A 22196-nucleotide genomic window follows, 5' to 3' on the forward strand; every position below is an offset into this window, starting at 1 on the left:
ATGGCGACGATGCTCGACAGCCGTACTCCGCCGGTGGTCTCGCCCGATCGGCCGGCGAAGCGCCGCCGCCGGTTCAGCCCGCTGCACTGGAACTTCGCCGGTGGCCTGGCCGGCTGGATCTGGCTGGCGATCGTGGTGATCCCGATCTACTGGATCGTCATCACCAGCCTCAAGCTGCAGAACGACTACTACGACACCAACCCGCTCGCCCCGCCGTCCGACCCGACGCTGGAGAACTACCGGTTCGTCCTGGAGAACGACTTCGTCCGGTACTTCATGAACAGCGTCATCGTCACGGTCGGCTCGGTCGGCCCGGCGGTGCTCGTGTCCTTCATGGCCGCCTACGCGATCATCCGCGGCGGCGCCGGCAGCCGGTTCCTGCGGACGGTCAACGGCCTGTTCCTGATGGGACTGGCGATCCCGCTGCAGGCGGTCATCATCCCGATCTATCTGATCATCATCAGGATCCAGATGTACGACACTCTCGGCGCGATCATCCTGCCGTCACTGGCGTTCGCCATTCCGCTGAGTGTGCTGGTCCTGGCCAACTTCATCCGTGACGTGCCGAAGGAGCTCTTCGAGTCGATGCGGATGGACGGCGCCACCGAGTGGGGCACGCTGTGGCGGCTCGCCTTCCCGCTCACCCGGCCGGCCCTGGTGACCGTCACCATCTACCAGGGACTGACCGTGTGGAACGGCTTCGTGCTGCCACTGATCCTGACCCAGAGCCCCGAACAGCGGACCCTGCCGCTCGCGCTCTGGGAGTTCCAGGGCCAGTTCAGCATCGACATCCCCGCCGTGCTCGCCGCGGTGGTGCTGACGACGCTCCCGATCCTCACCCTCTACGTGATCGGGCGCCGCCAGCTACTCAGTGGCCTGACCGCGGGATTCGGCAAGTGACCTGGTGCTCTCCCGCACCATGAGCTTGGTGGCCAGCTCCACTCGGGGGGTCTCGATGGCCTCGCCGCGCGACAGCCGCAACACGGTCCGCGCGGCGAGCCCGCCCATCTCGGCCAGGGGCTGGCGCACCGTGGTCAGCGGCGGCGACGACCAGCGCGACTCGGGCAGATCGTCGAAGCCGACCACGCTCAGCTGGTCGGGCACCCGCAGACCACGCCGCCGGGCCGCCTCGCACACGCCGAGCGCCATCAGGTCGCTGGACGCGAAGATCGCGGTCGGCCGGTCGGGCAGGTCGAGCAGCCGGTTGCCGGCCAGGAAGCCCGCCTCGTTGCCGAAGTCGCCGGTGGTGAGCAGCTCCTCGTCGACCCGCACCCCGGCCGCCTCCATCGCCGCCCGGTAGCCGTCCAGCCGGGCGCGGCTGCACAGCAGATTGCTGGGGCCGGCCACGAAACCGATCCGCCGGTGACCCAGCGACAGCAGGTGGTCGGTGGCGGTCCGCCCGCCGGACCAGTTCGTCGCCCCGATCGTCGGCACGTCCGACGCCACCCCGCCGGCCGGGTCGATGATCACCACCGGCACCTTCAGCCGGTGCAGCTCGCTGTGCACCGGCTCGGCCACGTCCGAGGTCACGAAGATGACGCCGTCGGACGCCCGGGCCCGCAGGTTCTGCAGCCACTGCCTGGTCGCGGTGCTGCGCCGGTGCACCTGCGACACCACCGTCCCGACGCCTGCCGCGTGCGTGACGTCCTCGACACCGCGCACCAGCTCCAGCGCCCACGGGCTGTCCAGGTCGTTGAAAACCAGGTCGACAAGCCGGGCTCGTCCGGAATGCCGAGAGTTGCGGGGGCGGTAGTCGTGCTCGCGCAGCAACCGCTCGATCAGCTCCCGCGTGCCCGGTGACACGTCCGACCGTCCGTTGAGCACCCGAGACACCGTGGGCACGGAAACCCCCGCCGCCTCCGCGATCGCGGCGATCGTCACTCTTCCCCTGCCAGCGGCCACGGGGCTGCTCCTTACCGCCGGACCATCTCGGCTGGAACTTTCGGAAACCGGCACCGGAATTCTGCCACGCCCCGCCCGTACGAGAAATGCCTGGTAGGGCTGGGATCGCTCCCAGCCCTCGCCGTGCCGGTAAATAGATCAGGAGAACTGCGGAACGACCTCCGCGGCGAACCGCAGCAGCGGCTCGTGGTCATAGGCGACCCGCGGGAAGTAGGTGATCACGTAGTCGGCGCCGGCCTCGGCAAGCTGCTCGATCCTGGCGATGTGCTGAGCGGAGGAGTGGCTCAGATCGACGTGGTAGCTGGTCGACTTCCGGATCCGGTCGTAGTCACGCTCCAGCCGGTCACAGTGCTCGCGCAGCACCGCGGCCTTCTGCCGGACGATCTCCGGGTCGCCGTTGCCGAAGTTGGCGCCGTCGGCGTACTTCGCCACCAGCTTCAACGTCACCTTCTCACCACCGCCGCCCAGCCAGAACGACGGGTGCGGCTTCCGGACGCCCTTCGGCTCGTTGATCGGCTGATCGATGCGGTAGTGCTTGCCGGAGAAGACCGGCCGCTCCTCGGTCCACATCTTGTGCACGATCTCGACGGCCTCCCGGAACGCGGCCATCCGCTCCGGAACCTCGGACCACTCGTAGCCGTACGCCTTCCACTCGTGCTCATACCAGCCGGCGCCCAGCCCCGCGTAGAGCCGCCCGTGGCTCGCGACGTCCACCGTGGACGCGATCTTGGCGTACAGCGCCGGGTGCCGGTAGCCGTTGCAGCCCACCATCTGCCCGATGTTGACCCGGCTGGTGTCGCGGGCCAGCGTCGAACTGACCGTCCACGCCTCGAAGGTCGTGTTCATCGTGGGCTCGGGCACCGTGTGGAAGTGGTCGTACACCCAGATGCTGTCCCAGGGTCCGGCGTCGGCCACCTTCGCCACCGCCGTCATCGCCTCGTACTGCTCGACCGGGTCGGCGATCTCGACCAGGTCCATCCGCCAACCCTGTGGAACGAAAACCCCGAAACCAATGCTCATGGCCATAACCTATCGCGCGGATGGGAGGCGTGCAGAGGGCGGCGAACGGCGGCTCGAGGCGTGTGGCGCACACTGCCGCGTCGGCCGCTACGGCACGTCCGGTGACGGCATCGGGGGCATGGACGGGGGAGTCGGTGCCGGGTCCAGGCTCGGTGACTGCGACGAACGGGACGGGATCGCCGACGTCGTCGACCTGGATGGCGGTGTCGCCGGTGTTGTTCCAGATGTAGTTCCCGGACTTCCAGTACCGGTGCCCGGCGGGTCTGCCGTCGGTGCCCTTGCCGGTGTGGACGATCCGGGAATGGCCGGCGGGTAGGGTGCCGGACAGTTCGTAGATGTGGCCACTCCTGTCGCGGATGGTCCACCCGGTGAGCGTGACCGTGGTCCTGCCCTTGTTGGCGAACGGGTGGTCGTGGATAGCCGACCGATCAGCGCGGCCCACGAGCATCGCCCTTCCGCGAGGCGCGGGCCTGGTCTGTCGTGGGAGGACGGTGAAGTCGGCCTGCCGCGTGTGGCGTGCCGGGGTGCGGGGTTCCGTACAGTGGCGGCATGACCGCATGGGTGCGTGTGCACTGGTATCGCAACGACGGATCGGCTCGCGGCGGCAACCCGTTCGCTGTTTGACTGGCCGAGCGCGGCATCGACTGGGTGCCGTTCGCTGACGGCGAGGTGCGTGGCGGCACCATGTGCGGCCGTGACGACATGACCGGCCGCTGGTGGTGCGAGACGTACTGGGAGGTGCGGGCGGACGCCCTGCGTCGGCTCGGCCTGTATCCCGGCCAGCCCTCCTCGGAACTGCGCAGTCCCGTCCACCCGTCGTGGTGGCTCAAAAAAATCATGGCGGAACGGTTGGCACTCGAGGCCGAGCAGTGCTAAAAAATATCTTGTCGGTGCTGGTCAGAGAAAGATGACCCCGACCTCGGCGAGTATTGTCAGCCGAGCGCCACGCGCCGCCGGACGGTCCGGCGGCCGTTTCGAGGAGGTTGATCGTGGTGCTGACTTTCGATCCTTTCCGCGAGTTCGACCGCCTGGCCGACCGGATGCTGGGGGTCCCTGCCGTCGCCGGTGGCGCCGCCGCCGTGGCGATGCCGATGGACCTGTACCGGTCCGGTGACCACTTCGTCCTGCACTGCGACCTGGCCGGGATCGACCCGGGCTCGGTCAGTGTGGACGTGGACAACCGCGTGCTCACCATCCGCGCCGAGCGGTCCGCCCGGACCGACGCCGACGTGCAGTGGCTGCGCCGCGAGCGGGTGACCGGCACGTTCGAGCGGCGGCTCACCCTCGGTGACGGCCTCGACCTGGCGAACGTCGACGCGACCTGGCAGGACGGCGTGCTCACCGTGACCATCCCGGTCGCCGAGGCCGCCAAGCCCCGCCGAATCGAGATCAACACGGGCCGGGCGCCGGCGCTGACCGAGGCCGAGAAGCCGGCCACCATCGACGGCGACACGGCGTCCCAGAAGTCCCTGACCAGCTGATCCCGTCACCGGCTGACCTTTTGCACCCAGTTGGTCCCGTCACCGGCTGACTTCCTTCACCCGGCCGATCGTTCTCACCCGGCCGATCATCCTCACTCAGCCGATCACCCTCACCCGGCCGGGCCGGCGATGCGCCGGCCCGGCTCTTCCTCACACGACGGACGGCCGGAAACTCGGCCGACTGAGCCGTTGCCGGTGGGCAGGGTGGTACGGGAGGGTGGCGTCTCCCCCTCAGCCGCATCCCGGGAGTCGTCTTGCCCCGCTCGTACCTGCAGGTGGCGGCCGTCGCCGCGCTCGTCTTCATCGGCGCCGCTCTGACGGTCCTTAACAGTTCGCCGACCGGTCTTCCCGGCACGCTGATGTCGTCGCTGCTGGCTGTCGCCTGGCTCACCGCCTGCTGCAGCCTGGCCGGCCTCGCCCTGGCCACCATCCGCCGCTGACCAACGTCCTCCCCGCCGCATCGCCACCTGAGGCTCGCCGCCCACCGCCTGCCTGTCGCCTGTCGCCCACGCCCGTCCTCCGCTGTCGGTGCCGCGCGGACCGCCGATGGCCTCGACGGGGTATCAAGCTGAGGACTCGCTGAGAAACCTGGCGAAGCACCCGGCCCCGGCCCACCGGATCCGTACCGTCACCCCCGGTAGGGAGGCGGCATGAACTTCTTCGCGAACCTCGGCGTGCGCCACAAGATCGGCGCCCTCGTCCTGCTGGGCGTCGTGCTCTCGGCGATCTCCGGCATTCTGGCGAACCGGTCGCTGAACCGCACCGCGGCCGCCGCGCAGCATCTCTACCACGGCAACCTCACCAGTGAGACGGCGCTCGGCGAGCTGCAGGCGGTGAGCATCCAGACCCGCGTCGACCTGGCGAACCTGCTGGTCTCGCTGACCGCGGCGGACGACGCGAAGTACGAGAAGGCGGTCCGTGACGGGTTCGCCGCCTTCGACGAGGCGCTGGCCGCCTACCACGCCGCCGGGCCGGCCGGGGATCCCGCGTCGGTGGCCGCACTGGAGGCCGACTGGAAGCGCTACACCGACATGGTTCTCACCACGCAGATCGGTCATGCGCTGGCGAAGAACTACGAAGCGTACGCCCGGGTCCGGGACCGGGAGACCGCGCCGGTCATCGATCGGGTCAGGGCGGGTTTCCACGCCCTCTCCGAGGCCGAGGCCGCCGACGCCGCCGCGGTGGTCGCGTCGGCCGAGGCCACCCATCGCAGCAGCGGCCAGACGATGGTGGCGGTCGAGGTCATCGGCAATCTGCTGGCCGTCGCCGTCGGCATCTTCGTGATCCGGTCGGTGGTCGGCGCGCTGAGCCGGGTCAAGCTGGTCTGCGAGGGGCTCGCCGCGGGTGACCTGACCCGGCGGACCGGGCTGACCAGCGATGACGAGCCCGGTGTGATGGGGCGGGCGCTGGACGGCGCCCTGGACGACCTGAGCCGGGCCGTCGCCACGATCAGCGGGTCCGCGAGCGCACTGGCCGGGGTGGCCCGGCAGGCCGGATCGGTGGCCGAGGAGATCGCCGGTTCGGCGGAGCGGACCACGACCCGGGCGCAGTCGGTGTCGGCGGCGGCCGAGGAGATCTCCCGCAGCGTCGACACGGTGTCGGCGGGCAGCGAGGAGATGGGCGCGTCGATCCGGGAGATCTCGCAGAACGCGACCGAGGCGGCCCGGGTGGCGGGGGAGGCGGTGGTGCTCGCCGCCCGGACGTCGGCGACGATGAACCAGCTGGGGGTCTCGTCGGCGGAGATCGGCGACGTGATCCGGACGATCACGTCCATCGCCGAGCAGACGAACCTGCTGGCCCTGAACGCGACGATCGAGGCGGCCCGGGCCGGTGAGGCCGGTAAGGGGTTCGCGGTGGTGGCGAGCGAGGTGAAAGATCTCGCGCAGGAGACGGCGCGGGCCACCGAGGACATCTCCCGCCGGGTGGAGGCGATCCAGGCCGACACGAACGGCGCGGTGCAGGCGATCGAGCAGATCAGCCGGGTGATCGCGCGGATCAGTGACTTCCAGACGACGATCGCGTCGGCGGTGGAGGAGCAGACCGCCACGACCGCGGAGATGAACCGCAGTGTCGGCGAGGCGGCGGCCGGGACCGGCGAGATCGCCGAGAACATCACCGGTGTCGCCGAGGCGGCCCGGTCCACCAGCGAGGGCGTGATCCGGTCGCAGGAGACCGCGGCCGAGTTGAGCCGGATGTCGTCCGACCTGACCAGACTGGTCGGCAACTTCCGCTACTGAAAGGACCCGCCAGGCCCGGGAAGGATCCGCGGGCCTGGCGGCCGCCGGCCAGGAGCCGGCGAAGGCGGCGGCCACCAGGCCCGGGAAGGATCCGCGGGCCTGGCGGTGGCCGGGTCAGGAGCCGGCGGAGGCGGCGGCCGGCTTGAGCAGCGCGACACGGTCCCAGACGCGGTGCTGGGCGAGGGCCGTGGCCAGGGCCGCGGCGTCCGGGTCGACCAGGATGCCCGGAGCCTTCACGTCGATGCCGGCGGCGGCCAGGGTCTGCTCGCCGCCGCCCTGCACACCGATCGGCTTGGCGTGCCGGTACGCCTCCTGCAACAGGACGGTGACCTGCGGATTGTCGGTCGCCATGGCCACCACGACGGCGTCGAACTCGACGGACCGCGCGGTCTGGAACGTGCGTTCCACTCCTTCGCCGCCCACGGGCGCGATCACCCGTACCACCACGCCCTGCGCTTTGAGGGTCTTCTGCAGTTTGGCCGTGGCGGCGTCGGGCGTGCCGATGACGCCGACCACCCGACCGGTGATGGGCCAGGCCCGGTCGGTGATCTGGGCCAGCGCCGGCGACGGCGTGACCTCCAGGGGCGGCTTGCCCTCGGGCGCCGGGAGGCCGAGCCCGGCGGCGACCTTGGCGGTCAGCCCGGCGTCGACGTTGGACAGGACGGACAGCATGCGTACGCGGATCGCCTGCTCGTAACACTTGCTGAGCTCGAACGTGAATGCCTCGACGATGTGGTCCTGCTCGATCGGGGTGAGGCTGTGGTAGAAGAGCGCCGCCTGGCTGTAGTGGTCGGCGAAGGACACCGGGTTGGCCCGCACCTTGTCGCCGTGCACCAGCTTGGGCACGTTGACGTAACCGCCCTTCTCCGGCCCGGCCGGCACCGGTCCCTCCGGACCGCTGAGGCTGTTCGGCAGGTAGGGCGCCACACCGCGGTGCACGACGCTCTGGTGCATGCCGTCGCGGTGGTTGTCGTTCACCGGAGCCTGCGACCGGTTGATCGGCAGCTGGACGAAGTTCGGCCCGCCGAGCCGGCTGAGCTGGGTGTCCAGGTAGGAGAAGAGCCGGCCCTGCAGCAGCGGGTCGTTGGTGACCTCGATGCCGGGCACCAGGTGACCGAGGTGGAAGGCGATCTGCTCGGTCTCGGCGTGGAAGTTGTCCGGGTTGCGGTTGAGCACGAGCTTGCCGACCGGCTGCACCGGCGCGAGCTCCTCCGGCACGATCTTGGTGGGGTCGAGCAGGTCGATGCCGTGGAACGTCTCGTCCTCGCTGTCCGGGAGCACCTGGATGCCGAGCTCGAACTCGTAGAACAGCCCGGCGTCGATCGAGTCGGCCAGGTCGCGGCGGTGGAAGTCGGGGTCGACGCCCGCGGTGAGCTGGGCCTCCTCCCAGGCCAGGGAGTGCACCCCGGCGACCGGCTTCCAGTGGAACTTCACCAGCGCCGTCTCACCCTCGGCGTTGACCAGGCGGAACGTGTGGACGCCGAAGCCCTCCATGGTCCGGTACGAACGCGGCACGGCACGGTCGGACATGGCCCAGAACACGTGGTGGGTGGCCTCGGTGTGCAGCGAGACGAAGTCCCAGAACGTGTCGTGCGCGGTCTGCGCCTGCGGGATCTCCCGGTCCGGATGCCACTTGGCGGCGTGGATGACGTCCGGGAACTTGATCGCGTCCTGGATGAAGAAGACCGGCATGTTGTTGCCGACCAGGTCGAAGTTGCCCTCGGCGGTGTAGAACTTGACGGCGAAACCGCGGGTGTCGCGCACCGTGTCGGCGGAGCCCCGCGACCCGAGCACGGTGGAGAAGCGGACGAAGACGTCCGTCTCGCGGTCCTTCTCGGCCAGGAAGCCGGCCTTCGTCACCGACGCCGCGTTCCCGTACGCGGTGAACGTGCCGTAGGCGCCGGACCCGCGGGCGTGGACCACCCGTTCCGGGATCCGCTCGTGATCGAAGTGCGTGATCTTCTCGCGGAGGTGGAAGTCCTCCAGCAGCGACGGCCCGCGCGGCCCGGCCTTGAGGGAGTGGTCGGTGTCCGGCAGCCGGAGGCCCTGAGCGGTGGTCAGGTAATCGCCGGTCTGCAGTCCCCGCGCCGGGGCGAGGGATTCCTTGACCGGGCTGGTCTCCGCATCTTCCTTCGTCTTGGGACTGGGAACAGTGGGCTCCATGTCGGATTTCCGTTTCTCTGCGCAGTTTCAGCCGAACAGCCGACTGCTTACCCCGGCAATCCGCGCCGGAACGTCTCAGCGGATACGGTTCGCGTTCATGAGCGCACCACAGCTTCTTTCGGCCCGTGCGGGCCACTGGACCGGCGACGGCACCGGGGTCACCGTGATCCTTCCGCCGCCCGGCACGGTCGGCTCCGGCGAGGTCCGCGGCGGCGCTCCGGCCACCCGGGAGTTCGCCCTGCTGGAGCCGGGCCGCCTGGTCGAGCACGTCGACGCGGTGGTGCTGTCCGGCGGTTCGGCGTTCGGCCTGGCGGCCGGCGACGGGGTGGCGCGCCTGCTGCGCGAGCGCGGCCGCGGGTTCCCGACACCCTTCGGGCCGGTCCCGATCGTCGTCGGCATGTCGATCTTCGATGCCTCGGTCGCGGCCGATCCGCCGGGTGCGGTCGAGGGGCGCGCGGCGGCGCTGGCTGCCCTCGCCGGACAACCCTTCCTCAGAGGTACGGTCGGAGCCGGCGCCGGGGCCACGACGGGCAAGTGGCGTGGCGCCCTGGAGCCGGGCGGTCTGGGCCGCTCCACCGGGCGTGCCGGGCCGGCCACCGTCGAGGCGGTCGCCGTCGTCAACGCCTGGGGTGACGTGATCGGCGCCGACGGGTCCGTCCCGCAGCGGCCGGACTCCCCGGTCGGCGGGTTCCTGCACAACACCACGATCGCCGTGCTGCTCACCGACGCGAAGCTGAGCAAGCTCGACTGTCACCTGCTCGCCCAGAGCGGCCACACCGGGTTCGCCCGGGCCCTGCATCCGGCGCACTCCCGCTACGACGGCGACGCCGTGGTCGCGCTGGCCACCGGTGAGGTCGAGGGCGCCGACCTGGACCTGCTGCGCGCCGCCGCGACCGAGGTGATGGCGGCGGCGATCCGCGACGCGGTCAGGTCCTCGTGACCTCCACCTGCAACTCGGTCACCCAGTCGTCGCGGTTCTCCGGGCACTCCAGGTTGATCTCGCGGGCGTAGCCGACGGCCCGGTAGCCGTTGGCGTCGATCCACTCGGCGAGGACCTGTCCGGTCGGCACCACGGCGTCCATCGAACCGCGGTGCACGATCGTCGCGGCCTCGGCGATCACCGGCAGGTCCCGTACCTCGAAATCGCCCCCACCCGGACCGGCGGTGACCTGGATCGCGGCATGCACGGTGATCCGCCCGCCGTCCGCGTCCTCGTAATAGGCGACGCCCGGCCCGGACGGCCGCACCCCGGCCGCCTCCAGGCGCCGGAACAGCTGGTCGTAGAGCGGCTGGATCACCGGGCTGATGTGCTCGGGCTCGTAGCCGTCGGCGACCGCGGTCAGCTCGGCGACCCGGACCGCGGGGATCCGCTTCAGGACGACGTCGTCGGTGGGCATGTGGCCCTCCCTTTCGATGGCTCGGAGACGCGCCTCGACCCGCACCAGCCGCGCGTGGGACTCGGCCACCGTCGCCTCCAGCTCGGCACGGCGCAGCCGGAGCATGCCGCGCAGCTCACCGGCGTCGAGCGCGCCGTCGAGGATCGCGCCCACCTGCTGCAGGGTGAACCCGAGATCCTTGAGCGCGATGATCCGGTTGAGGCGGGCCAGCTGGGCGGCCGTGTAGTGCCGGTAGCCGGTGAACGGGTCGACGTGGGCCGGCCGCAGCAGCCCGGTGGCGTCGTAGTGACGCAGCATCCGGATCGACACGCGGCCGTGGCGGGCGAAGTCTCCGATGGTGAACATGATGGCTCCGAGTCGACCACCTCACACGGTGTGAGAGTCCAGATCTGGTATTCGTGGGGGATGTTGGTTGACTATGCCGCACCGATCGCGGCCTCCCCGTCCGAGGCCGAGACGGCCGCGGTCTCCGCCGAGCAGGTCGGATACGACGGCTTCAACGCGGCCGAGACCAGGCATGACGTGTTCACCACGCTGGCGCTGGTGGCCCGGGCGACCGGGACCCTGTCGCTGCAGTCGTCGATCGCGGTGGCCTTCGCCCGCAATCCGATGAACGTCGCGGTTCTCGCCAACGACCTCCAGCTGATCTCCGAGGGCCGGTTCCGGCTCGGGCTGGGCTCGCAGGTCAAACCGCACATCGAGCGCCGGTTCGCGATGCCGTGGAGTCGCCCGGCGGCGCGGATGGAGGAGTTCGTGGCCGCGCTGCGCGCCATCTGGCACTCATGGGCGACCGGGGAGCGGCTGTCCTTCCGCGGAACCTTCTACCAGCACACGCTGATGACACCGTTCTTCGACCCGGGGCCCAACCCCTTCGGTAATCCGCCGGTGCAGCTCGCCGCGGTGGGGGAGCGGATGGTCGCGGTCGCCGGGCGGGTCGCCGACGGGCTGCTGGTGCACCCGCTGACCAGCCCCACCTATCTGTCGCAGCGTCTGATCCCGGCGGTCCGCGAAGCGCGCGGCGGCTCCCTCGACGGATTCGCGATGGAGATGAGTGCCTTCGTGGTGCTCGGCGCCGACCAGGCCGTCCGGGCGAAGGCGGAGCGGGCGGTGCGCGGGCAGATCGCCTTCTACGCCTCGACGCCCGCCTACCGTCCGGTGCTGGAGCTGCACGGCTGGGGTGAGCTCGCCGACCGGCTCAACCTGCTGTCACGCCGACAATCGTGGGAGGAGATGACCGACGCGATCACCGACGACGTGCTCGACGCGTTCGCGGTGGCCGGCGACCCGGCGGCGGTGGCCGCCGGGCTGCTCGATCGATTCGGTTCCGCGATTGATCGGATCTCGCTCTACACGCCGTACGAGGCGGACCGGTATCAGCTGGCCGCGGTGCGGTCGGCGATCCGGACCTCCGCCTTGTCGGGGTAGAAGGCGACGTGGTCCTTGATCGGGGCGACCGCGTCGTACGGCTCCCGGTAGCCCCACACCGAGTTCTCCGCCCCGGGCAGCGACCAGTAACTGGCCTCGCCCTTGTACGGGCAGTAGGTCTGGTGATCGGTGGCCGCGATCAGTGCCGGGTCGACGTCGGCGAGCGGCACGTACTGCACCGGCGGATAGTCGGCTTCCTGGAGGGTGAGCGCGTTCCCGGTGTCGGCGACCACCTTGCCGCCGGCGGTGACCGTCACCCTTGAGCCGGTCGGGGTGATCGTGATCGGATGATCCGGGCCTGGTTGAAGGCGAGGCTTGGTCATATGAGGGAGCCTAACGTTGTCGAGTGCCGTCGAAGCCGTCTCCGCGGCCGGGATCGATTACCACGTGGTTCGTCACGGGCCGGTCGGCAGTGTGGCCGAGGCCGCCGCCGCCCAGCAGGTCGAGGTGCGTGACCTGGTGAAGACGCTGGTGGTGCGCCGCGCCGACGACGACTACCTGTTCGTGCTGGTGCCCGGCGACCGGTCGATCTCGTGGCCGAAGCTGCGCGCCCTGCTCGGGGTGAGCCGGCTGTCTATGCCCGACGCGTCGACCGCCAGGGAGGCCACCGGCTACGAGCGGGGCACCATCACCCCGTTCGGGTCCCGGCGGCCGTGGCCGGTGATCGCCGACGACAGCACCCGGGGCCGGACCATCAGTCTGGGGGCGGGCGAACGCGGCGTCGGCCTGCGCGTGAACGCCGACGCCGCGGTCAAGGCCCTCGGCGGGACCTTCGCGGATGTGACCGACCTCAGCTCTTGAGGGCCGCGGCCACCGCCTCGGACAGCGGGGTGGTGGGGCGGCCGATCAGGCGGGACAGGGTCCTGGAGTCGTCGTCCAGGTGGCCGTCGCGGATCTTGACATCGGTGTCGGCGAGCAGGGCGGCGAACGCCTCCGGGACGCCGGCTCCGGCCAGGGCCGCCTGGTACTGCTCGGCGGGCAGGTCGGTGTAGGCGACCGGGGCGCCCGACTGCTGCGCCACCGCGGCGGCCAGCTCGGCCAGGGTGAACGGCTCGTCGCCGGCCAGCTCGTAGACACCCGCCTCGCCGCTGAGCAGCACGACCGCGGCGGCCTCGGCGAAGTCGGCGCGGGTGGCGGCGGCGATCCGGCCGTCACCGGCGCTGCCGTACAGCGCGCCCTGGGCGATCGCCGGCCCGAACGAGCCGGCGTAGTTCTCGATGTACCAGCCGTTGCGCAGGAACGCGTACGGAATCTTGCTGTCCTTGATCAGGTTTTCGGTGGCCAGGTGCTCCGGCGCGAGGCCGACCGGGCTGGTGTCGGCGCGCAGGATGCTGGTGTAGGCGAGGAATCCGACGCCGGCCTGCTTGGCGGCCTCGATCACCGCGGTGTGCTGGGGGACCCGCTGGCCGACCGCGTTGCCGGAGACCAGCAGCAGCCGGTCCACGCCGTCGAACGCGGCGGTCAGGGTCTCCGGGCGGTCGTAGTCGCCCTCGCGCACCTGCACGCCGAGCGCCAGCAGGCCGCCGGCCTTGGCGGTGTCCCGGACGACGGCGACGATCTCGTCCGGCGTGGCGCCGCGGGTGATCAGCGCTTCGACGACGAGGCGGCCCAGCTGTCCGGTGGCTCCGGTGACGGCGATGGTCATGTCGACTCCCTGTAGAAAAGATCTTCCCGGCCGGCCCTCGACGCCGTCTCCGACGCGCTGAGACAGCGCTGAGCGCCGGCCGCTCGTGGTGAGCGGTGACCAGAACAATGGCACTAACTTTTTGAAAGTGCAAACTCCTCGACAGTGCTGGTATCGTTCGCCGCGTGGACGACGACGAGCTGATCCCCGGCGCCGACGACGAGCTGATCCCCAGCGTCTTCGCGCGGGACTGCGCCTCCCGGGGCGTGCTCGCCGACGTGACCGGCCGCTGGGGTGGCCTGGCCCTGGCCGCGCTGCACGACGGGGCGTTCCGGTTCAACGCGCTGCGCCGCCGGGTCGACGGGGTGAGCGAGAAGATGCTGGCCCAGACACTGCAGGCGCTCGAGCGCGACGGCCTCGTCCTCCGCGAGGTGCAGGCCACCATCCCACCCCGCGTGGAGTACAGCCTGACCCCCCTCGGGGAGAAGGTCGCGGCCAAGTTCGTCGAGCTCATCGACCTGGTCGAGGGCGAGTTCGGGCAGATCACCGTGGCGCAGCAGGCGTATGACCGTACCCATTGATAGGTTTTCGCCGTGACCAGCGACGCAACGATCCGCACCGACGTCCCTCCCTCCGGCACCGGCTGCGCCGAGTGTCTCGGCGCCGGCGGCTGGTGGTTCCACCTGCGCCGATGTGCCGATTGCGGCCATATCGGGTGCTGTGACAGCTCGCCCTCCCAGCACGCCACCGCGCACTGGAAGCAGACCGGCCACCCGGTCGTCCAGTCGTTCGAGCCGGGGGAGGACTGGTTCTGGAATTATGAGACGGAGCAGGGCCTCTCCGGGCCCGAACTGGCCCCACCAGGCAGCCGTCCCGACGATCAGCCCGCCCCGGGCCGGCCGGATCGGTACCCTCGGACTGGACTCGCCGGCTCAACCGCTGAATCTGCCTTTCCTCAGGTGAGCGCCGCCACATCCGATGGGGTGTGCGTCGGATGCTAAGGAGGGCAGATGCGGGCGATTCAAAACATCGGTACGGCCAAGCGGCTAGGGGTGATCGTCACCACCGGGGCCGTCGCGCTCGGCGGTCTGGCCGCCATCACCCTGACCAGCCAGTCGACGCTGACCACCCAGGCTGAGGAGATGCGCAGCCTGGAGGCTTGTCTCGCCGCGATCAACCACCTGAACAACCGGCAGAGCGAGCTCAAGGTGGACGCCTACCGGGCCGCGCTCGGCGACGACGTCAACACCGACGCGGCCGACGACACGGCATCGTCGACCGAGGCCGCCGACAAGGTGGTGGCCTGCGGACTGCCCACCGCTCTGCTCCAGGAGTTCGAGAGCTACCGCCCGGACTTCGTCGCCTTCAACGAGTTCATCACCAACTTCGTGAGCGACGGTGTGGCGAACCCGAAGTCGGTGCTCGACCGGCTCCCGGAGATCCCCGAGGCCAACAACAAGACCGACGACCAGCTCGACGCCCTCACCGAGAAGGTGGAGGCCGCGGTCGCCGAGCAGAAGGCCGAGATGGCCGAGGCCGTCTCCAGCACCCGCAACATGGCGATCATCGTGGCCGGCATCGGCCTGGTCGTGCTGGTCGGCATGGCGATCCCGCTGGTCCGCTCCATCCTCGGCCCGATCCGCCAGCTCGGCAACGTCATCGACGCCCTCGACAGGGGCGACCTGACCGTCCGCAGCGGCATCACCAGCCGCGACGAGTTCGGTGTCATGGCCGCCGGCCTGGACCGCTCCCTCGACAAGCTGCGCACCTCGATGCAGACCATCGCCGAGGACGCCGACAAGCTCGCCACCGCGTCGAACCAGCTCGCCGGCGTCTCCGCGCAGATCGCCGACGCCGTCGACAACACCGACCGGCAGAGCAGCTCCGCCGCCACCGAGGCCGACGAGATCTCCCGCAACGTGCAGACCGTCGCCGCCGGCTCCGAGGAGATGGGCCTCTCCATCCGGGAGATCTCCCGCAACACCAGCGAGGCCGCCCAGATCGCGTCGATCGCCGTGACCGAGGCCGCCCGCGCCACCGACACCATCCGTCAGCTCGGCGAGTCGTCCGCCGAGATCGGCAACGTCATCAAGCTGATCACCTCGATCGCCGAGCAGACCAACCTGCTCGCCCTGAACGCCACCATCGAGGCCGCTCGCGCCGGTGACGCCGGCAAGGGCTTCGCCGTGGTCGCCAGCGAGGTCAAGGACCTCGCCCAGGAGACCGCCCGCGCCACCGAGGACATCCACAGCCGGGTCAACGCCATCCAGCAGGACACCGGCGGCGCGGTCGAGGTCATCAACCGCATCTCCGAGGTCATCGCCCAGATCAACGACTTCCAGACCACCATCGCCTCGGCGGTGGAGGAGCAGACCGCCACCACCGGCGAGATGAGCCGCAGCATCGCCGAGGTCGCCGCCGGTTCCAGCCGGATCGCGTCCAACATCAGCGACGTCTCCTCGGCCAGCGCGGCCACCGTCGGTGGCGTCACGCAGACCCGGGAGGCGAGTGCGGCAGTGTCGCGTACCGCCGACGAGCTGCGCAATCTGGTCGGCGCCTTCAGGTTCTGAGTCTCTCCTGTCACGAGATCGGTTTTTCCGGAGCGGGGCCGGTCGCCTTCTGGCGACCGGCCCCGCTGCCTTTCCTTCTCCAACGGCTTCCTCTCCCGCGGCCCTGCCGCCTCTTCTCCCCCTCTCTCTTTCTCTCTCTCGAGGTCTGGCGGGGGTTGCTTTTCTCTCGAGGTCCGGCGGGGGTCGCTTCTCTCTCAAGGTCCGGCGGGGGTTGCCGATGGAAGGCCCATGCGTACGCTGCTCCCGCGCTCGACCGCCCCGGTGGAGGACGACGCGCTCTCGCGACGGCGGCGCACCATCGAGACCGGCGCCCTCGTGGCCCGCAGCTTCGGGATGGTCTCCACCGGACTGGCCGCGGCCGGGATCGGCGCCGGTGCGGCCGCCGTGGCCAGCACCGACATGCGCCTGGTCTGCTGGGTGGGCATCGTCGCGATGGGTGTGTCGAACACCCTGTCCTACCTCGGCCGGCGTCGCCCGGATTCGAGGTGGTACCCGTGGGTCAGCGCCGCACAGAGCGTGATCGACACCGCCACCATCACCGCGATCGTGGCGCTCACCTCACGGGAGACCGCCGAGGCCACCTGGCCGCTGCTGGCCCCGGCGATCGCGGTGGCCGCTCTCCGGCACCGGATCCTCGGCTCCCTGCTGGTCTTCGCGGCCACCACTCTCGGCTTCGCGCTGCTGGTGCCGGGCACGCGTGAGCTGTTCTACCTCGTCGTCGTCGGATTCATGATCGCGGTGATCACCGGCACCCAGGCGTCGGCCCTCGACCGCCACCTGCGGGCCCTCGACGAGACCCGCCGGGCGCTGCAGCACCAGGCCACCCACGACGGGCTCACCGGCCTGCCGAACCGGGCCCACCTGGCCGGCTACGCCGATCGGCACGCCGGTCGCGCCCTCGGCGTGCTGCTGCTCGACCTCAACGGGTTCAAGCAGGTCAACGACGAGCACGGGCACGCCGCCGGCGATCGGCTGCTGCACGAGGTCGGCGCCCGGCTGACCCTCGCGCTCGGCGCCGACGGGCTCGCCGGAAGGCTCGGCGGCGACGAGTTCCTCGTGCTGCTGCCGGACGCGGACAGCGCCGTCGCCGCCCGGGTCATGGTGCGGATCCACGACGCGATCCGCAGGCCCGTCGACATCGGCGACGGGCGCGCGGTCAGTGTCGGTGTCAGCGCGGGCGTGGCATTGCGGCCGGTAGGCTCCGGTGCCGACCTGGACACGCTGACCGCCGAGGCCGATGCCGGGATGTACCGCGACAAACGGGGCAGGTCAGTAGCGGCCTGACTCCTTCAGGTGAGGCCCGTCACCGCCGATGGGAGGCGCATGAGGGTGATCGGCAGGCCGGCCGCGCCGATGGTCGACGACTCGCTGCGGTCACGCCGGCGAACCGTCGAAGCCGCCGGACTGGCCTCCCGCTCCCTCGGGCTGGTGCTCACCGCCGTCTACATGAGCGGCGTCACCGACCTGGCGCCCCTTGTCCTCAGCGACGACATGGCCACCGTCTGCCGGCTCGCCCTCGCCCTGATGGCCGGGGCCAACGTGCTCGCCCTCCTCGCCGCCCGGAACCCCAGCACGCGCCGCTACCAGCTGTGGAGCGCCCTGCAGGTGCTGCTCGACACGGTGACGATCATCGCCTTCGTCGCCGTCTCGGAGCGCGACTTCACCCAGACCACCTGGCCACTGCTCGGCCTCAGCATCTCCATCGCCGCCGTCCGCCACCAGTTCCTCGGCGCGCTGTTGACCTTCGTGGCCACGTCGGCCGCGTTCGTCCTCCTCGTGCCCGACTCGCCGGACACCGCATTCGTGCTCGGCACCAGCGCGATGACCGCGATCATCGCAGGCTCCCAGTCGACCGCCTTCGCCCGGCAGCTCACCACCCTCCAGGAGACCCGGCGGGCGCTGCAGCACCAGGCCACCCACGACGGGCTCACCGGGCTGCCCAACCGGGCCCACCTCGACGAGTACGCGGCCCGGCTCACCGGCGGCGCCCTCGGCGTGCTGGTGCTCGACCTCAACGGGTTCAAGCAGGTCAACGACACGTACGGGCATGCCGCGGGCGACCGGCTGCTGCACGAGGTGGCGATCCGGCTGGCCGAGGCCGGCGGCCCCGGGACGACCGCCGGGCGGCTCGGCGGCGACGAGTTCCTGATCCTGCTGCCCGGCGCCGGAGCGGGCGCGGTCGCCGCGGCCTGCGAGCGCATCCGCGACACCATCCGGCGGCCCGCCGACCTCGGCGACGGCATCGTCGTCACGGTCGGCGTCAGCATCGGCGTGGCGCTGCGTGCCGCCGGGGACCAGACCGGCCTCGACGCGCTCACCGCCGAGGCCGACGCCGCCATGTACCGGGAGAAGCAGGCCCGCCGGGCCGCATGACATCGATTCATTGCGATGCGGCAGGCGTGCGGGTAACGTGCCGTTAACAACTGCCCGGGGCGGGGCGTTCAGTGAACGCCGTTACATTCCCCCTCCAGAGGCAGGTCATGAAGAGAAGACTGGCCACGATCGCCGCCGTCCTCATCACCCTCACCGCGTCCGTGCTGACGTTCGTCACCCCCGCCTACGCCGCCACCGGCCTGCACATCAGCGGCCGGAACATCGTCGAGGCCAACGGCAGCACCTTCGTCATGCGTGGCATCAACCACATGCACACCTGGTACGCCGGGCAGACCGGATCGTTCGCCGACATGAAGGCGGCCGGAGCCAACACGGTCCGGGTCGTGCTCAGCGGCGGCCGCTGGACCGCCAACACCGCCGCCGACGTCACCAACGTGATCAACCTGTGCAAGGCCAACAGGCTGATCTGCGTCCTCGAGGACCACGACACCACGGGGTACGGCGAGGACACCGCCGCCTACAGCCTCGACCAGGCCGTGAACTACTGGATCGGGCTCAAGAGCGTGCTCGTCGGCCAGGAGAGCCACGTCGTCATCAACATCGGCAACGAGCCGATCGGCAACACCAACCCCGGTCAGTGGACCGCCGCCACCGTCGCCGCCGTCCAGAAGATGCGCAGCAACGGCTTCGAGCACCTGCTCATGGTCGACGCCCCCAACTGGGGTCAGGACTGGCAGTACACGATGCGCGACAACGCGCAGACGGTCCTGGACGCCGACACCCGCGACAACACGGTCCTCTCCATCCACATGTACGCCGTGTTCAACACCGCCGCGTCGATCCGCAACTACCTCGACGTCTTCCAGAACAACAACTGGCCGCTGGTCATCGGCGAGTTCGGCTGGCAGTTCGCCTCCGGTGAAGTGGACGACACCACGCTGATGGCCGAGGCGCAGGCCCGCGGTCTCGGATACCTCGGATGGTCGTGGGCCGGCAACACCGACCCGATCCTCGACATGACCGACAACTTCAACGCGGCGTCCCTCACGACCTGGGGTCAGCGCATCGTCAACGGTCCCAACGGGCTCAAGGCGACCAGCAGGGAGGCCACCATCTTCGGTGGTGTGCAGCCCAGCTCGCCCACCCCGTCGTCACCCTCGCCGTCCTCCCCGTCCTCCCCGTCCCCGTCGCCCTCCATGCCGGCCGGCGCCTGCACCGCCACCTACGCGATCACCGGACAGTGGCCGGGCGGTTTCCAGGGCGACGTCAAGGTCACCGCAGGCAGCGCGGCGATCAAGAGCTGGACGGTGACCTGGACGTACGCCAACGGCCAGACCGTGAGCAACGCCTGGGGAGCGACCGTCACGAGCAGCGGAACCACGGTGACGGCCCGCAACGCCGGCTGGAACGGCGCCCTCGGATCGGGCGCCAGCACCAACTTCGGCTTCCTCGGCTCCTGGACCGGAACCAACAGCGTGCCCACGCTGACCTGCGCCGCCGCTTGATGACCCCCGGCCCGGCCGGTCGTTCTCCGGCCGGGCCGGTCGTTCTCCGACCCAGCCCGGTTGCTTTGGGAGCGCTCCCATGTAGGATGTCGGCAGACGCGCCCGCCCCGGCGCTGCGTTCCACCTTGTTCCATCATCCCCTGCACAGAACAACCGGTCAGGCGCTCGTCCACCGCCCCCACGTGGGGTGGGCGGCGGCGGCGGGCCCTGACCGGCCCCTCTCCTCCCGCCCTCGCTTCCGGCCGGTCGCCGTCGGTCTCTCGCTTCCGGCCGGTCGCCGTCGGTCTTTCTCTTCCGGCCGGTCGCCGTCGGTCTTTCTCTTCCGGCCGGTCGCCGCCGGCCCGGCTTGCCGTCCTCCCGCTGTCGGCTCTTCCGCCGGTCGGTGGCCGGTTGCCTGCGGGTTTGTCTTTCGCCGTGGACCTTTCCGTCGGCCGGTGGCCGTGGGCGCCGGCTTGCCGTCCTCGCGTTGCCGGCTCTTTCCGCCGGTCGGGGCTGTGTGTCTGCGGTTTGTCTTTCGCCGTGGACCTTCCCGTCGGCCGGTGACCGTCGGCGCAAGCTTGCCGTCCGTGCGCTCGTGGCCCGCTTCATCGGCTGGCCGCCGTTGGCCCGCGAATTTAGTCTCGCTACCGGCGCCTTTCATCGGCTGGTCACCGTTGGCCCGCGGTTTCAGTCTCGCTGTCAGGGCCCTCTTCACCGGCCGGGCGCCGTCACCCACGCTTCCCGTCCTCTCGCCGCCCGTCCCCGTCGGCCGGTACCTCGTCGGCTGGCCCCCGTCGGCCGGTCCTTGTCGGCCGGCGGTTCCTGTTCTTTCGCCGTCGGCTCCGGTTTGCGGGTCCGTACCGTCAGCAACCCGTTGAGCTTCCTCACGAGAGCCTCCGGACCTGGGCCTGTGTAAGGACCGACGGCGTGACCGATGCACCGAATGTCGGTTCTGGGCGCCCCACCGCCCCTCTACGGCCGATAGTCGAACCGTGTCATGGCACTGGGCTCATTGACCGCCAGGCTGCCGAGCGCTATGCCAATCCGAACCCGCCGACCAGATGCGGCCAGTACGCCGCACTCACCAGAACGACGTTCGACGATCTCGTCTTTGATGGTCTTGCATCAGCCCCAACCCAGCCGCGAGTCCAAACGCAGGTCCCGCCCTCAAACCTCCGGTACCGTCCCCGCCTCCAGCACTGGTTTCGTCTCTGGGCCGGGCTCCGCCTCCGGCTCCAGCACTGGTTTCGCCTCTGGGTCCGGCTCCGCCTCCGGGTCCGGCTTCGGCTTCGGGTCCGGCTTCGGCTTCGGGTCCGGCTTCGGGGCCGCCACCGGCACCCGGCTCCGGCTCGGGCTCGGACCCGCTCCGGTCCCGGCCTCAACCGCGGCCTTGGCCTCCACCCCGCGGTCCTGAAGCGAACTTCGACCTCGGATGCTTGCTGGTGCCTGCTGCGCGGGGATTGCTTGGACCACGCCTTTCTACCATTCCTGCGTCGCTAATTTTCGGCTCGTTCGCTTAATCCTTCTCGCGCCAGCTATATATCGCGTCGCTGCGCTGTCATCGTCTGCAGTTCTGTGTTGAGAAACACTTTCTCGGACGCGGTCGGCGGTGTCGGCGGTGTTGTATCCGATTCGTCAGGGGAATCTGGATTGGCATGATCGAATACTGACACTGCTGCGTTTGGGTGCGGGAGAATTTTGGCGTGGCGCAGATGTCGTTGTTCAGTCGGTCAGAGGTTTCTGAAATGCGTGACCGCACCGCGTCTCGGAAGCACTCTCCCGCCCGTGAGGAGTTCCGGCGTGAGCATGAGCGCCATCGGGCATGGGGACTGAAACGCCGCCATGCAGAAAAGCTTCGGCGCATCCGCGAGGCCGGCTCCGTGCCGATGCGAGGGGCGCCCGCGCATTCCGTTCGGCCTACCGCGCCCCGCACGGTTCCGACTCCTCGACAAACGCCCGTGACGCAGCTGTCGGCGGTGCCTTCCCACGCTGTGCCGTCGGTCATGTCTTCGTCGGTGCTCGCATCGCGGGCCGCGGCTCTGTCCTCGTCGCAATCACCCGTCGTGTCGTCCGCGCGTCTGCCGTCTGGTGGTTCGGCGTCCGGTAGTTCGGCGACTGTAGGTTCGGTGTCCGGTGGTCCGGTGTCCGGTGGTCCGGCGACTGTGGGTTCGATGTCCGCTGGTTGGCCGTCTGGTGGTTCGGCGTCTGGTGGCTTGACGTCCGCTGATCCGTCATCTGTCGGCTCGGTATCTGCTGGTCTGTCGACTGTCGGTTCAGCTTCTGCATGCCCGTCGGTCGTTGATTCGGCGTCCGCGTGTTCTTTGTTTGCTGCGCAACGGTCCGCGGTTCCATTGTCTGCGGGGCTGCCGACTCCGTTGCCGTCCGTGGTGCGGCCGTCCACCAGGCGAGCGGATGTTGGTGTTCAGTGTTTGGCAGAGATGCTCGCACCTGCTGTGCCGCCTGACTTGGGCCTACCGCTGGCGTATGCCTTGCGACCGGCTAGTGCTGTGCCGGCTGTCCTAGGCCTACCACTGGCGCATGCGTTGCAGCCGGCTGGTG

General features: G+C 70.1%; 20 protein-coding genes and 1 pseudogene. 14 read left to right on the plus strand and 7 right to left on the minus strand.

Annotated features, from left to right (window positions below):
• Positions 1–900 carry a carbohydrate ABC transporter permease gene (locus tag ACQPZW_RS14610; protein WP_433795407.1) on the plus strand — a complete coding sequence of 300 codons (900 nt, stop codon included), beginning with the start codon at positions 1–3 and terminating at the stop codon, positions 898–900.
• On the opposite strand, the gene ACQPZW_RS14615 is transcribed toward ACQPZW_RS14610, so the two are convergent.
• The 3 genes and pseudogenes from ACQPZW_RS14615 to ACQPZW_RS14625 all read right to left on the minus strand — a co-directional run.
• On the minus strand, positions 865–1902 hold the full coding sequence (locus tag ACQPZW_RS14615) for a LacI family DNA-binding transcriptional regulator (protein WP_433795408.1): 1038 nt from the start codon (positions 1900–1902) through the stop codon (positions 865–867). The two genes, ACQPZW_RS14610 and ACQPZW_RS14615, sit on opposite strands and share 36 nt — an antisense overlap.
• Before the next feature lie 138 nt (positions 1903–2040).
• Positions 2041–2922, minus strand: a complete 882-nt coding sequence (locus ACQPZW_RS14620) for an LLM class F420-dependent oxidoreductase (protein WP_433795409.1) — start codon at positions 2920–2922, stop codon at positions 2041–2043.
• Positions 2923–3178: 256 nt separating this feature from the next.
• A pseudogene (locus tag ACQPZW_RS14625) lies at positions 3179–3481 on the minus strand (hypothetical protein); the annotation flags it as partial.
• 89 nt (positions 3482–3570) lie between these two features.
• On the opposite strand from ACQPZW_RS14625, the gene ACQPZW_RS14630 reads away from it, so the two are divergent.
• The 4 genes from ACQPZW_RS14630 (at position 3571) to ACQPZW_RS14645 (ending at position 6640) form a co-directional block, all read left to right on the plus strand.
• A complete protein-coding gene (locus ACQPZW_RS14630; RefSeq protein ID WP_433795410.1) occupies positions 3571–3798 on the plus strand; it encodes a hypothetical protein in 228 nt (75 codons plus the stop codon).
• A gap of 113 nt (positions 3799–3911) precedes the next feature.
• Positions 3912–4403 (plus strand): Hsp20/alpha crystallin family protein, encoded by a 492-nt coding sequence (locus ACQPZW_RS14635; protein ID WP_433795411.1) that lies wholly within the window; start codon positions 3912–3914, stop codon positions 4401–4403.
• Positions 4404–4657: 254 nt separating this feature from the next.
• Positions 4658–4843, plus strand: a complete 186-nt coding sequence (locus ACQPZW_RS14640; protein ID WP_433795412.1) for a hypothetical protein — start codon at positions 4658–4660, stop codon at positions 4841–4843.
• A 210-nt stretch (positions 4844–5053) separates the two neighbouring features.
• Positions 5054–6640 (plus strand): methyl-accepting chemotaxis protein, encoded by a 1587-nt coding sequence (locus ACQPZW_RS14645; protein ID WP_433795413.1) that lies wholly within the window; start codon positions 5054–5056, stop codon positions 6638–6640.
• Positions 6641–6754: 114 nt separating this feature from the next.
• Here ACQPZW_RS14645 and ACQPZW_RS14650 read toward each other — a convergent pair whose 3' ends face one another.
• Positions 6755–8803 carry a catalase gene (locus ACQPZW_RS14650; protein ID WP_433795414.1) on the minus strand — a complete coding sequence of 683 codons (2049 nt, stop codon included), beginning with the start codon at positions 8801–8803 and terminating at the stop codon, positions 6755–6757.
• Between the two features lie 97 nt (positions 8804–8900).
• Between ACQPZW_RS14650 and ACQPZW_RS14655 the strand changes: the two genes are divergently transcribed.
• Positions 8901–9743, plus strand: coding sequence for a P1 family peptidase (locus tag ACQPZW_RS14655; protein WP_433795415.1), 843 nt, complete (start codon positions 8901–8903; stop codon positions 9741–9743).
• Here the strand turns inward: ACQPZW_RS14655 and ACQPZW_RS14660 are convergent.
• The gene (locus ACQPZW_RS14660) at positions 9730–10545 is read right to left on the minus strand and encodes a MerR family transcriptional regulator (RefSeq protein ID WP_433795416.1); all 816 of its coding nucleotides are present in this window, start codon (positions 10543–10545) and stop codon (positions 9730–9732) included. The two genes, ACQPZW_RS14655 and ACQPZW_RS14660, sit on opposite strands and share 14 nt — an antisense overlap.
• Before the next feature lie 60 nt (positions 10546–10605).
• Between ACQPZW_RS14660 and ACQPZW_RS14665 the strand changes: the two genes are divergently transcribed.
• Complete coding sequence (locus ACQPZW_RS14665) at positions 10606–11625, plus strand: TIGR03617 family F420-dependent LLM class oxidoreductase (RefSeq protein ID WP_433795417.1); 1020 nt, start codon at positions 10606–10608, stop codon at positions 11623–11625.
• Here the strand turns inward: ACQPZW_RS14665 and ACQPZW_RS14670 are convergent.
• Positions 11574–11948, minus strand: coding sequence for a DUF427 domain-containing protein (locus tag ACQPZW_RS14670; RefSeq protein ID WP_433795419.1), 375 nt, complete (start codon positions 11946–11948; stop codon positions 11574–11576). The genes ACQPZW_RS14665 and ACQPZW_RS14670 overlap by 52 nt on opposite strands.
• Before the next feature lie 16 nt (positions 11949–11964).
• Here ACQPZW_RS14670 and ACQPZW_RS14675 point away from each other — a divergent pair, with 16 nt between their 5' ends.
• Entirely contained in the window at positions 11965–12426 is a 462-nt protein-coding gene (locus ACQPZW_RS14675) for an aminoacyl-tRNA deacylase (protein ID WP_433795420.1), read from the plus strand.
• Here the strand turns inward: ACQPZW_RS14675 and ACQPZW_RS14680 are convergent.
• Entirely contained in the window at positions 12416–13270 is an 855-nt protein-coding gene (locus ACQPZW_RS14680) for an SDR family oxidoreductase (protein ID WP_433795421.1), read from the minus strand. The two genes, ACQPZW_RS14675 and ACQPZW_RS14680, sit on opposite strands and share 11 nt — an antisense overlap.
• A gap of 164 nt (positions 13271–13434) precedes the next feature.
• On the opposite strand from ACQPZW_RS14680, the gene ACQPZW_RS14685 reads away from it, so the two are divergent.
• The 6 genes from ACQPZW_RS14685 (at position 13435) to ACQPZW_RS14710 (ending at position 19658) form a co-directional block, all read left to right on the plus strand.
• On the plus strand, positions 13435–13830 hold the full coding sequence (locus ACQPZW_RS14685) for a winged helix-turn-helix transcriptional regulator (RefSeq protein WP_433795422.1): 396 nt from the start codon (positions 13435–13437) through the stop codon (positions 13828–13830).
• 12 nt (positions 13831–13842) lie between these two features.
• On the plus strand, positions 13843–14250 hold the full coding sequence (locus ACQPZW_RS14690) for a UBP-type zinc finger domain-containing protein (protein WP_433795423.1): 408 nt from the start codon (positions 13843–13845) through the stop codon (positions 14248–14250).
• Positions 14251–14259: 9 nt separating this feature from the next.
• Positions 14260–15819 carry a methyl-accepting chemotaxis protein gene (locus tag ACQPZW_RS14695; protein ID WP_433795424.1) on the plus strand — a complete coding sequence of 520 codons (1560 nt, stop codon included), beginning with the start codon at positions 14260–14262 and terminating at the stop codon, positions 15817–15819.
• A gap of 228 nt (positions 15820–16047) precedes the next feature.
• Complete coding sequence (locus ACQPZW_RS14700) at positions 16048–17103, plus strand: diguanylate cyclase domain-containing protein (RefSeq protein ID WP_433795425.1); 1056 nt, start codon at positions 16048–16050, stop codon at positions 17101–17103.
• A gap of 39 nt (positions 17104–17142) precedes the next feature.
• On the plus strand, positions 17143–18192 hold the full coding sequence (locus tag ACQPZW_RS14705) for a diguanylate cyclase domain-containing protein (protein ID WP_433795426.1): 1050 nt from the start codon (positions 17143–17145) through the stop codon (positions 18190–18192).
• 107 nt (positions 18193–18299) lie between these two features.
• Positions 18300–19658 (plus strand): cellulase family glycosylhydrolase, encoded by a 1359-nt coding sequence (locus tag ACQPZW_RS14710; protein ID WP_433795427.1) that lies wholly within the window; start codon positions 18300–18302, stop codon positions 19656–19658.
• The last annotated feature ends 2538 nt before the right edge of the window (positions 19659–22196 follow it).

The sequence above is a fragment of the Actinoplanes sp. CA-252034 genome (assembly GCF_050956125.1).
Classification (GTDB): domain Bacteria; phylum Actinomycetota; class Actinomycetes; order Mycobacteriales; family Micromonosporaceae; genus Actinoplanes.